The following is an 11456-nucleotide window of genomic DNA, read 5'->3' as shown; positions in this document are numbered from 1 at the left end:
ACATCGCACGGCGGAGGGGCGCCTCCGTACCGGACGTACTCGGGCGCGCCCGACAACGCGGCGAGGTGCGGCGCCAGGCGCCGCGGGGCAGGCGGGACTTCGTGGACACGGCCTAGGATCCGGCGGCGGCCACCTCTTCGGCCAGGATCGACACGGCGCGTCCGATGTCCTCCTCGCGATGTTCGCTGGTGACGAAGAACCGCAGTCGCGACAGCCCCTCCTCCACGGCGGGGTGGAAGATCGGGTCCGCGACGACGCCGCGGGCGAACAGCCCGTCCGCGACGCGCAGGGTCCTCGCCGAGTCGCCGAGGATGCAGGGCACGATGGGTGTGCCGGCGCTGGAGCCCGTCGCCAGTCCGGCCGCGGCGGCGAGCCCGAGGAAGAGTTCGGAGTTCCGCCTGAGCGTGCGTACCCGCTGCGGCTGCGCGATGAGCAGCTCGGTGGCGGCCAGCGCCGCGGCCGCGTTGGCCGGCGTCAGGCCGACGCTGTAGACGAAGCCGGGGAGCGTGTGACGCAGCCAGCGCACCATCCGGGCCGATCCGCCGAGGTAGCCGCCGCAGCTGGCGAAGGCCTTGGAGAGGGTGCCCATCCACAGGTCCACGTCGGACCGGTCGACGCCGTAGAACTCGCCCACTCCGCGGCCGCGTTCGCCGACGGTGCCGATGCTGTGGGCCTCGTCGATCATGAGCAGTGCGCCGTAACGCTTCTTCAGCTCGATGACGGCGGGCAGGTCGACCAGGTCGCCGTCCATGCTGTAGGCACCCTCGACGGCGATCAGTACCCGCCGGAACCGGGACCGGTTGAGCCGGAGCATATGTTCCAGCTGCCCCATGTCGTTGTGGGCGAAGGGGCGTCGCGCCGCGCCGGACAGGGCGCACCCCTGGAGGATGCTGTCGTGGGCGAGCGCGTCGTGCAGCACGAGGTCCTCGGGGCCGACGAGGTGCCCTATCGCGGTGACGTTGGTGGCGTGCCCGCTGACCAGTGCCAGGCAGTCGCCGACGCCGAGGAAGTCCGTCAGTGCCCGCTCCAGCCGTACGGTCAGCTCCCGTTCGCCGGAGAGGACTCGGCTCGCGGATACCGAGGTGCCGTACCGGTCCACCGCCCGGTGCACGGCTTCGTCGACGGCCGGATGTCCCGAGAGCCCGAGGTAGTTGTAGCTGCCGAAGGACAGCAGGGTGCGGCCCGCGATGACGGTCGTGTCACGGATGGTGCCCTCATGGACCCGGAAGTACGGGTTGTCCGCACCGCTGTCGGTGATCCGGCCGAGGCGCTGCTCGAACTCACCGACTTCCGGGAACTCCTCGATGACGGCCGTCCCGGCATTCCATGTGGTGCGCTCCTGCCGGCGGACCGGTCCGGCGGGCGCCGGCGCGTGGTCCGGGCCGGTGTCCGGGTCTGCGTCCGGGCCGGTGTCCGGACCGACGAGTTCGATCAGCCGGCCGACGGTGAGTTCGGGCGAGAACAGCTCCTCGGGCCGGAAGCCCGGAATCCGCTTGGCGATGTTGACTTCGAGCTCCTGCAACATCAGGGAGTCGAATCCGAGATCGGCCACCAGGGTGAGATGTCCGCTCAGCTCGGAGAGCGGGAAGACCCCGGTCCGCGAGACCTCTTCGAACACGATGGCCGCGGCGGATGCCGCGGTCCTGGCGGTCGTGGTGCGCGCGCCGTCGGGGCGCGGGACGGCGAGCGCCGGGGGTATCGGCTCGGCGGGATCCGGGACCTCGCGCGCCGAGTCGTCCACGACCCAGTGGCGGCGCGGGGACAGCGGGCTCGGCGGCAGGGTGCACGGGGGTGTCCGCACCGTCACGGGCGGCCGGGACGCCGGGGCGACCTCGGTGTACTCCGCGAGCCCTTCCGTACGTCCGGCGGCGATCGCGGCGGCGGCCGCCGTCAGCTTGACGGTGGCATCGGTGGCGTCCTGCGCCACCACGGTGAGGTGGTGCGTGAGGGGGGTGCGCCGGGCGAGGGTGTCCGCCACGGCGGCCGGCGACGGCCGGTCCTCGGCGATGGTGTCCGCGAGTTCCCGGGCGTAGCGGGCCAGTCCCTCCCGGTCACGGGCGCTGAGGGCCAGTACGTGCGGTCCGCGGTCCTTCGCTGCGGACGCCGCCGGGCCCGCCGGGGCCCTGGTGCACTCCTCCACCACCAGATGGACGCCCGTACCGCCGAAGCCGAAGGCGCTCACCCCCGCCCGGCGCGGCCCGGCGTGGTCCGGCCACGGTGTCGGCGTCGTCGCCACGGTCAGCCGAGCGGCGTCGAGCCCGGAGCGATCGGCCAGGTCGCACTCCGGCTGCGGGGGTATCACGCCCCGCTGCACCGCCAGGACCGACTTGATGAGCCCGGCGATCCCCGCGGAGTTCAGCGAGTGACCGACCACCGCCTTCACCGCACCGAGGTAGGCGGGTTCGGGGCGCTCTCCGCGCAGTTCGCGCAGGACACCGAGCTCGACGGGGTCCCCGACCGTGGTCCCGGTGCCGTGCGCCTCCAGGTAGCCCACCGCGCCCGGGGCGAGTCCCGCGTCGCGGTAGGCCCGGCGCAGGGTGCGGAGCTGGCCGGCCGCCTGGGGGTGCATCCCGCCCTGAACGGTCCCGTCGTTGGCCGTTCCCACGCCGCGGATCACCGCGTAGACCCGGTCGCCCGCCGCCAGGGCATCGGTCAGGGGCCGCAGCACCAGGATCCCCGCGCCCTCGCCCAGGACGAAGCCGTCGGCCTTCGCGCCGAAGGGCAGGCAGCGGCCGCTGCGCGAGATGGCGCCGATCCGGCACAGCCCGACCAGCAGGTCGGGGGTGAGTATCAGTTGCGCGCCGCCCGCGAGGGCGATGCGGGAGCGGCCGGCACGCAGGGCGTGCACGGCATTGGCCACGGCCATGAGTCCGCCCGAACAGGCCGAGTCCAGGGCGTAGCTCTCGCCATGCAGGTCGAAGACCGAACTGATGGTGTTGGGTCCCATGTTGAGCAGGAGCCCGGCCACGGAGGTGCCGTTGAGCCCGTCGACGGCCCGGACCGTCTCCTGCAGGCGCGGGTGGGTGAGCCGCGCCCCGAACTCGCCACCGGCCAGTTGACGCATCCGGATCTGCAGGGTGCTGAGTTCGCGGTAGCCGCCCTCGGTGAGCGCGGTGATCACCGAGGTCTCCTCGCGGTCGAAGCCGTCGGCCTCCCACCCCGCGTCCTGGATCGCCTCGCGGGCGAGGTCGATCAGCAGCCGGGCCTGCGGGTCCATCGCCCGGGCCCGCCGAGGCGGGATGCCGTAGTGGGCCGCGTCGAAATGGCCCACGTCCGGCAACAGCGCCATGGTGTCCGTGTACGCCGACGAGGCGTCACGGAAGTTGTCGCTCAGGAAGGGCGCGGTGCGCCATCGCGAGTCCGGGATCGTTCCGAACTGGTGCTGCGGGGCCGTCAGCAGCCGCCAGAACTGATTCACATTGCGCGCTCCCGGGAACCGGCACGCCATCCCCACGACGGCGATGTCCTCCCGCCGCGGCCTGCGGTCCTCCATGTGGTCCATCCCTGTCCTGTCACCCGTGTCGGTCGCTGGTCGCGAGTCGCTCGCGCCACCATTCGACGGTTGCCTTGACCTGCTCGTCGACGGGGGTGGACCGTACCGCGAACGCCGCCTCGTAGGCGCTCGAATTTACGACGAACGGACGATCGAACTGATAGCGGATCTCCTTCAGTTCGCGGATCAGCGGGGAGAAGAGCGATGCCACGCCGACCACCGTGGACGGAAGCCCGCGCACCGCGACCGGTCCTGTTCCCGCCTGTGCGCAGAGCCGCCCGGCCATCTCCCGTACGGACAGCGCCGGCTGGGTCGGGACATGCCAGGCGCGCCCCCAGGCGCGCTCCTGGTCGGCGACCTCGACCAGGGTCCGGGCCACATCGGGGAGGTAGGTCCAGCTGTGCGGGGCGTCCGGGTCCCCCAGCGTGGTGACCGGCTTGCCGCGCAGCAGCGACGGCACGACCCGTGCGGCCAGGTGGCCGCCGTCGGTGACGCCAGGTCCGAAGAAGTCCGAGGCGCGCACCTCGACGGCCCTGATACGGCCCTGCTCGTGCCGTTTGCGCGCCTGCTCCCAGACCGCGGCGCGGACCCGTCCCTTGGTGCCGGTGGCGGCGAGCGGCAGTTCCTCGGTCATCGGGCCGTCCACCGGGCCGTAGCCGTAGAGGTTTCCCAGCATGACCAGTACGGCCCCGGTCGCCTCGGCCGCGGCACAGAGCGACGAGGCCAGCGGCGGCCAGTCGCGGGCCCAGTGATGGTAGGGCGGTGCGGCGCAGCTGTGGATCGCCGCCGCGCCCCGCGCGACGTCCGTCAGCGCCTCGGCGTCCGTCGCGTCCAGCGCGACGTGTTCGATCCCGGGTTCCGGGCTTCGGCCCGATCTGGTGACGACCCGTACGATACGGCCCTGTTCGGCGAGGAGCCGAGCGGTGGCAGCGCCGGCGGGTCCAAAACCTATGACGACATGAAAGCTCACGTGCGCACACTAGCGCGGGCGACCGGCGCTCCCTTCCCCGGTGAACGTCTCCCGGCCAGCGCGGGGGCACGGAGCGCCGGACACTGGGGTGATGAGCGGCAAACCCACCGACGTCCAGGCCGGCGCCCCCGCCAATGGGCCTCCCGTCTCCCGCGATGAGTTCGACGCGCTGTTCGCGGCGGTCCGTACGTGGGGCCGCTGGGCGGCGGCCGACCGCGGGGCCTGGAACCGGGTGACGGCGGAGCAGGCGCGCAGGGCCGCCCTCGCGGTCCGGGACGGGACGGTCGTCCCGATGGCACGCCCCTGGGACACCCGCCCCGGCCCGGACAACGCGAAGCCCGCTCTGCACCACATGTCCGATCTCGGCGACGTGCAGGCTCCGGAACCGTCCGTCTACAAGGACTTCCTCGGCGCGGACTATCACGGCAAGGGGGTGACGCATCTCGACGCGCTGTCACACGTCGCCTACCGGGGGCGACTGTATGACGGGCGCGTGGCGCGTGAGTCCGTCGACGCGGCGGGGGCGCGCTTCGGTGCGGTGTCGGCGCTCGGCCCCCTGGTCACGCGGGGCGTCCTGGTCGACCTGCCCGCCGCCCTCGGGGTCGAATGGCTCGAACCGGGTCGTGCGGTGCACGCGCGGGACCTCCTCGCCGCGGAGGAGGCGCTCGGTGTGACCGTCGGGCACGGCGACGCGGTGCTGCTGCGCTCCGGGGCCTTGCGCCGGCGCCGGGCACTCGGCCCCTGGAATCCCGACGCGGCGAGTGCGGGCTGGCACGTGCACGCCGTACCGCTGCTGGCCGAGCGCGCCGTCGTACTGCTGGGCGGCGACGGGGACAGCGACGTGCGGCCTTCGCCGGTCGAGGGCCTGCACTCCCCCGTCCACGCGCTGGCCGTGACGGCGATGGGGGTGCCGCTGCTGGACAACCTCGATCTCGAACCGCTCTCGGCCGCGTGCGCCGCAGCGGGCCGTTACGCGTTCCTGCTCGTCGTGGCACCGCTGAACGTCCCCGGCGGGACGGGTTCGCCCGTCAATCCGGTCGCGGTCCTGTGACGGCCGCGGCCGCTGATCACTTCGCTCCCGGACCTCATTGATCCTCATTGCCGAAATGTGAGGAATATACTCAAATCTGGTGATCGAGGGTCGCTGGTGAGGGGAAGTGGTGCACATGGGGGTCGTCGGAGACCGCATCGGCCCCGTGCGCTTCCGTGACCGATTCCTGCAGGGCGAGTCGGTCGAGGGGAGCGTGAGAAGTCCGATCCTGAGTTCGTGGCAGCGCAGCCGCCTGCTGGGGCTGTCGCCGGACCAGTCCGAGCTCCCCTTCGAGCAGGACTTCGAGGTGGACGGTCCGCTGCTCCGGGCCGCCGAGCCCGTGCTCGACCGCCTCCAGGCCATTTTCGCGGGCAGCCAGACGAACATCTGCCTCGCCGACGGTCGCGGCATGGTGCTCGCACGCCGCTTCGGTGAGAAGTCCATGGTCAGGCATCTCGCCCCGATCCAGATCCTCCCGGGGTTCGTCTTCGCCGAGCAGGTCGCCGGGACGAACGGCATCGGCCTCACCCTCGCGGAGAGGCGACTCTGCCAGGTCTACGGGGCCGAGCACTTCGCCGAGCGGTCCCAGGCGAGCGCCTGCACCGCGATCCCCCTGCGCGACCAGCTCAGCGGGCACATCCAGGGCGTCCTGTGCCTCGGCTATCCCTACACCGAGGCGGACCCGGCGCTGATCCCCGTGGTACGCAAGGCGGCCGAAGCCATCGAGCGACGGCTGATGGACCAGAGTTCTGCGCGCGAGCACGGTCTGCTGCAGGCCTATCTCGATGCCGCGCACCTGGCCCGGAGCAGCGAGCACGGCTTCGACGGGCACCCGGTCGCGATGGCCGACTTCCTCCAGAGCGAGCTGGAGCAGAGCGACCAGGCGACCCTCAAGGAGAAGGCGACGGAGCTGATGTCCGAGGACCGGCGGGCCGCCGTCGAGGTGTCCCTGTCCCGCGGCCGGTGGGTCACCCTCGTCAGCCGCCCCGTGACGAGCACCTCCGGGGTGGAGGGCGTCGTCGTCGAGGCACTGCTCCCCGAGGACACCGAACGGCATGCCCCAGCGCCCGCTCACCCGCACGCCCCCGCCGCCGCGCCGCCCGCGTTCGGACCCCGCGTCGCCCCCGGCCCGGATCCGGTGACGGTCCGCGCCCGCGGCGCACCGCCCGCCGAGGACCGTGCCCGGAGCGGCCGGGTAAGGGGGCTGGTGCTGGTGGGCGAGCCCGAAGTGGGCAAGTACGCCGTCGCGGCGCGCCGTCGCCTGGAGTTGCTGGCGGAGGCCAGCAACCGCATCGGCACCACACTGGACGTGAGCCGCACCGCGTGGGAGCTCGCCGAGACGGCCGTCCCGAGGTTGGCCGATTTCGTCACCATCGACCTGCCCGCGGGCGTACTGCTCGGGGAGGAATCCCCCCACCCCACCACCGAGATGCACCGCACGGTGGTCCACGGCATCCGCGAGGACTGCCCCTTCTACCCGGTCGGCGCTCAGGTCAGCCTGCGGCCCACCACGCCCCACATGCGCTGCATCGCCACCGGGCAGCCGGTGCTCGAACCAGACCTGAAAGCGGCCTTCGGCTGGATCGCGCAGGATCCCCAGCACGCCGAGCTGCTCCTCGCGCACAACATCCACTCCCTCATCACGGTCCCCCTGCTCGCGCGTGGCGCCATCCTCGGCGTCGCGAGCTTCTACCGCTCGCAGGACCCGTCCCCGTACGGGGACGACGACCGCTCGCTGGCCCAGGAACTCGCCGCCCGCGCCTCCCTCTGCATCGACAACGCCCGCCGCTACACCCGCGAACACACCCTCGCCCTGTCCCTGCAGCGCAGCCTGCTCCCTCGCGGGCTCCCCGAGCAGGGCGCCGTCGAGGTCGCCCACCGCTACCTGCCCGCCGAGTCGGGAGTGGGCGGCGACTGGTTCGACGTCATCCCCCTGTCCGGGGCCCGGGTCGCCCTGCTCGTCGGCGATGTCGTCGGCCAAGGACTGCACGCCGCCGCCACCATGGGCCGGCTGCGCACCGCCGCCCGCAACTTCGCCGAGCTGGAGCTGGCCCCCGACGAGCTCCTGACCCACCTCGACAACCTGATGGTGCGCCTCGACCGGGAGGAGGGCGGGGACGGTCCCGGTTCCGGCAGCACCGGCATCGTCGGCGCCACCTGCCTGTACGCCATCTACGACCCCACCTCCCAGCAGTGCACGATGGCCCGCGCCGGCCACCCGCCGCCCGCGCTGGTCCAGCCCGACGGTGCCGTGTCCCTGCTGGACCTGCCCGCAGGTCCGCCGCTCGGCCTCGGCGGCCTGCCCTTCGAGTCGGTCGAGATCCGGCTCCCCGAGCACAGCCAGCTCGTCCTCTACACCGACGGGCTCATCGAGGACCGCCACCGCGACGTCGACGTGGCCCTCGACGCCCTGAACCGGGCGCTGGCCCACCCGGACCGGGCACCCGAGGAAACCTGCCAGGCCGTACTCGACGCCGTGGCACCCGACCACCCCGGCGACGACATCGCGCTCCTCGTCGCCCGCACCAACGCCGTGCCCGCGGACCGGATCGCCACCTGGGAGCTCGACGCCGATCCGGCCCTCGTCTCCGAGGTCCGCGCCGCTTCCGTCAGCCAGCTGACCCGGTGGGGGCTGGAGGAGACCGCCTTCGCCACGGAACTGCTGCTCAGCGAGCTGGTCACGAACGCCGTCCGGTACGGGACCGCGCCCATCCGGGTACGCCTGATCCACGACCGCAACCTGATCTGCGAGGTGCACGACGCCAGCAGCAGCGCCCCCCGCATGCGCCGGTCGGCGACCACCGACGAGGGCGGCCGCGGCCTGTTCCTCGTGGCGCAGCTCGCCCAGTCCTGGGGCACCCGCTACACCACCGACGGCAAGGTCATCTGGGCCGAGTGCAGCCTGGCCGCGGTCTGACCCCCGAATCTCCTACCGTTCGGCCATCAGGGTCGGGTCGCGCGGCGATATGCCGGGAATGACCCGCAGTATCCCCGTAGAGTGCCCCGTACCGTCGGGAAGAACTCGGAGGCCGACCCCCGGAGAAGTCTGTGCATGACGCTTCCGACACCTGGGCGAGCCCACCCTCGCACTCCGGTGCCGCACCGCTCGTCCGCGTGCGCGGCCTGAGCAAGCGGTTCGGCGGCACGCTCGCGCTGGACACGGTCGACCTCGACCTCCACCGCGGCAGCGTCCTCGCCCTGCTCGGCCCCAACGGAGCGGGGAAGTCCACCCTCATCAAGGTGCTCGCCGGGGTCCACCGGGCCGACACGGGTGAGGTGACGGTGGCCGGCCATCCCGTCGGCAGCCACGCCGCGACCCGAAACATGTCCTTCATCCACCAGGACCTCGGTCTCGTGCCGTGGATGACGGTGGCCGAGAACATCGCCCTGGGCACCGGCTACCCCCGGCGCCGCGGACTGATCTCCTGGCGGCGGACCCGGGAGCGCTGCGACGAGGCCCTGCGGATCGTCGCCGGGCACCTGGACGCCGGCGCCCCGGTCGCCCGCCTCGGCCCCGCCGAGCGCTCGCTCGTCGCCATCGCCCGCGCCCTCGCCACCCGGGCCGAACTCATCGTCCTCGACGAACCGACCGCCACCCTTCCGGCCGCCGACTGCGCACGGCTCTTCGACGTGCTCCACACCCTGCGCGACCGTGGGCACGGAATCCTCTACGTCAGCCACCGGCTCGACGAGGTCTACCAGGTCGCCGACACCTTCGCCGTCCTGCGGGACGGCCGGCTGGTCGACCGGGGCCCGCTCGCCGGTCACAGCCCGGACCGGCTGGTGCACGCGATCGTGGGCCACGCACCGGCCCGACGGACGCGGGGCACGCCCCCAGCCGCCGCCGGGGCACCCCTGCTGACCCTCGACCGGGTACGGACCGCGGCCTCCGGAGAGGTCAGCCTGGACCTGCGCGCCGGTGAGATCCTCGGCATGGTGGGCCTGACCGGCGCCGGCCACGTGGAGCTGGGCCGCGCCCTCGTCGGCGCCCGGCCCATCCTCGCCGGGCGGGTGCTGCTCACCGGCCTGCCGTACCACCCGCGTACGGTCCACTCCGCCCTCGACTCGGGCGTCGGCTTCGTGGCGGCCAACCGTCAGGAGGAGGGGTGCGCCGCCGACCTGACCGTACGGGAGAACTTCCTGGCGAACCCGCGCGCGGCCGGTGCTCCGGCGCACTGGATCAGCCCCCGGCGCGAGCGCGCCGAGGCCGCCGCCCTCATCGACCGGTTCTCGGTGCACCCCCGCGACAGCGAGGTGCCGATCGCCACCCTGTCCGGCGGCAACCAGCAGAAGGTCGTGGTCGGCCGGTGGCTCCGGGGGCACCTGCACCTGCTCGTCCTGGAGGAGCCGACCGCCGGGGTGGACGTCGGGGCCAAGGCCACCCTCCACCGGCTGCTCGACGACGCCTTGGCCTCGGGCCTGGCGGTGCTGCTCATCTCCACCGATTTCGAAGAGGTCGCGGACGTGTGCCATCGCGCCCTGGTGTTCGTCCGCGGGAGGGTGAGCACCGAGCTGAGCGGTGCGGCGCTCACGGTCGCCGAACTCACCCGGACCGCCTCGGCCATGCCCGCGATCACCGGACCCACGACGGACCGGTGACCATGTCCCCTTCGCCCTCTTCCTCGTCCTCTCCCTCGTCCTCATCCTCTCCCTCGTCCTCTTCCTCGTCCTCGTCGCCCGCAGGTCCGCCCTCGCCCTCACCTGCGCCGCGATCCCTGCTGGCCCACCTGCGGGGGCACCACATCGGCACCTACGGCCTGCTGTTCCTCGCCGTCCTGCTCTTCCTGGTCTTCTCCCTCGTCCTGCCGGACACCTTCCCCACCCGGGACAACGTCTCCTCGATCCTGTCCAACCAGTCGATCCCGGCCATCCTGGCCCTCGGCGCGACCCTCCCCATCGCCACCGGCAAGTTCGACCTGTCCATGGGCTACGGCCTCGGCCTGGCCCATGTGATGGTGATACAGCTCATCGTCCATACGGGCTGGCCCTGGCCGCTCGCCTGCGTCACCGTGGTTCTCGGCGGGGCACTGGTCGGCGTCCTCAACGGCGTCGTCGTCGAGTACGTGCGGATCGACTCCTTCATCGCCACGCTCGGCACCGGGAGCATGATGTACGCCGTCACCGGCTGGATCACCGACGGCTCCCGGATCGTCCCCGGCCCGGACGGCCTGCCCGCCGCCTTCACCGGCCTCTACGACTCCCGCTTCCTCGGACTGCCGCTGCCCGCCTTCTACGTCCTCGCCCTCACGGCCGCGCTCTGGCTCGTCCTGGAACGGCTGCCGCTCGGCCGGTACATGTACGTCATCGGCTCCAGCCGGCGCACCGCCGACATCATCGGCATCCCCGGCCACCGGTACTCCGTCTACGCCTTCGCCGGATCCGGCCTGGTCACCGGCCTCGCCGGGGTCCTCCTCGCCGCCCAGCAGCAGACCGGGAACCCGAGCGTCGGGCTGGACTACCTGCTGCCGGCCTTCGTCGGCGCCCTGCTCGGGTCCACGACGATCAGACCCGGCCGCGTCAACGCCCTCGGCACGGTCGTGGCCGTCGCCGTCCTCGCCATCGGCCTCGCCGGCATCGGCCAGCTCGGCGCGGACTTCTGGGCCACCCCGCTGTTCAACGGCGCCACCCTCCTCATCGCCGTCGGCCTGGCCGGCTACTCCGCCCGCCGCCGGCTGCGCACCCCCTAGAAAAGTTCGTACGCGCACCGCGTCAGGAGCACCGTGTACCCGAAGGACTCGCATCCCCGCCCGCACCGCAGGACCCCGCTCCCCGCCGCGGCCCTGCTGACGGCGGCCGCCGCCCTCCTCGCCGGCTGTGGGAGCGGCGGCCCCTCCACCGGCGCCGCACCGCCGAGGCCCGGGTGCCCCGCCGCCCTCGCCCGCGCCGGGGCCGCCGTCGCGCGGGCCGAGAACGCCGACACCGCCTGGCACGGGCCCACCACCGGCCCCGCGGCGGTCCCCGGC

General features: G+C 73.0%; 6 protein-coding genes and 1 pseudogene. 5 read left to right on the top strand and 2 right to left on the bottom strand.

The window, feature by feature from the left end; translation table 11 throughout:
* Positions 1-112: 112 nt before the first annotated feature.
* Both ACWGIU_RS15870 and ACWGIU_RS15865 read right to left on the bottom strand, forming a co-directional pair.
* Positions 113-3493 (bottom strand): aminotransferase class I/II-fold pyridoxal phosphate-dependent enzyme, encoded by a 3381-nt coding sequence (locus tag ACWGIU_RS15870; RefSeq protein WP_453706169.1) that lies wholly within the window; start codon positions 3491-3493, stop codon positions 113-115.
* A 19-nt stretch (positions 3494-3512) separates the two neighbouring features.
* Positions 3513-4463, bottom strand: coding sequence for an NAD-dependent epimerase/dehydratase family protein (locus ACWGIU_RS15865; RefSeq protein ID WP_453706167.1), 951 nt, complete (start codon positions 4461-4463; stop codon positions 3513-3515).
* Between the two features lie 91 nt (positions 4464-4554).
* Here ACWGIU_RS15865 and ACWGIU_RS15860 point away from each other — a divergent pair, with 91 nt between their 5' ends.
* From ACWGIU_RS15860 to ACWGIU_RS15840, 5 genes and pseudogenes are all read left to right on the top strand, one after another.
* Positions 4555-5514 carry a cyclase family protein gene (locus ACWGIU_RS15860; protein WP_453706165.1) on the top strand — a complete coding sequence of 320 codons (960 nt, stop codon included), beginning with the start codon at positions 4555-4557 and terminating at the stop codon, positions 5512-5514.
* Between the two features lie 115 nt (positions 5515-5629).
* A complete protein-coding gene (locus ACWGIU_RS15855; RefSeq protein WP_453706163.1) occupies positions 5630-8410 on the top strand; it encodes a SpoIIE family protein phosphatase in 2781 nt (926 codons plus the stop codon).
* A 131-nt stretch (positions 8411-8541) separates the two neighbouring features.
* Entirely contained in the window at positions 8542-10092 is a 1551-nt protein-coding gene (locus ACWGIU_RS15850) for a sugar ABC transporter ATP-binding protein (RefSeq protein ID WP_453706161.1), read from the top strand.
* A 2-nt stretch (positions 10093-10094) separates the two neighbouring features.
* Positions 10095-11180 (top strand): ABC transporter permease, encoded by a 1086-nt coding sequence (locus ACWGIU_RS15845; protein WP_453706171.1) that lies wholly within the window; start codon positions 10095-10097, stop codon positions 11178-11180.
* A gap of 33 nt (positions 11181-11213) precedes the next feature.
* Positions 11214-11456: pseudogene (locus ACWGIU_RS15840) on the top strand (substrate-binding domain-containing protein); the annotation flags it as partial.

Source organism: Streptomyces sp. NPDC054840 (assembly GCF_053611065.1).
This window is presented reverse-complemented; position numbering and strand designations above follow the sequence as displayed.

Excerpts from the sequence above, each read along its gene's own strand:
- ACWGIU_RS15855 (WP_453706163.1), top strand. The coding sequence starts at position 5,630 with ATGGGGGTCGTCGGAGACCGCATCGGCCCCGTGCGCTTCCGTGACCGA.
- ACWGIU_RS15845 (WP_453706171.1), top strand. The coding sequence starts at position 10,095 with ATGTCCCCTTCGCCCTCTTCCTCGTCCTCTCCCTCGTCCTCATCCTCT.
- ACWGIU_RS15860 (WP_453706165.1), top strand. The coding sequence starts at position 4,555 with ATGAGCGGCAAACCCACCGACGTCCAGGCCGGCGCCCCCGCCAATGGG.
- ACWGIU_RS15870 (WP_453706169.1), bottom strand. The coding sequence starts at position 3,493 with ATGGAGGACCGCAGGCCGCGGCGGGAGGACATCGCCGTCGTGGGGATG.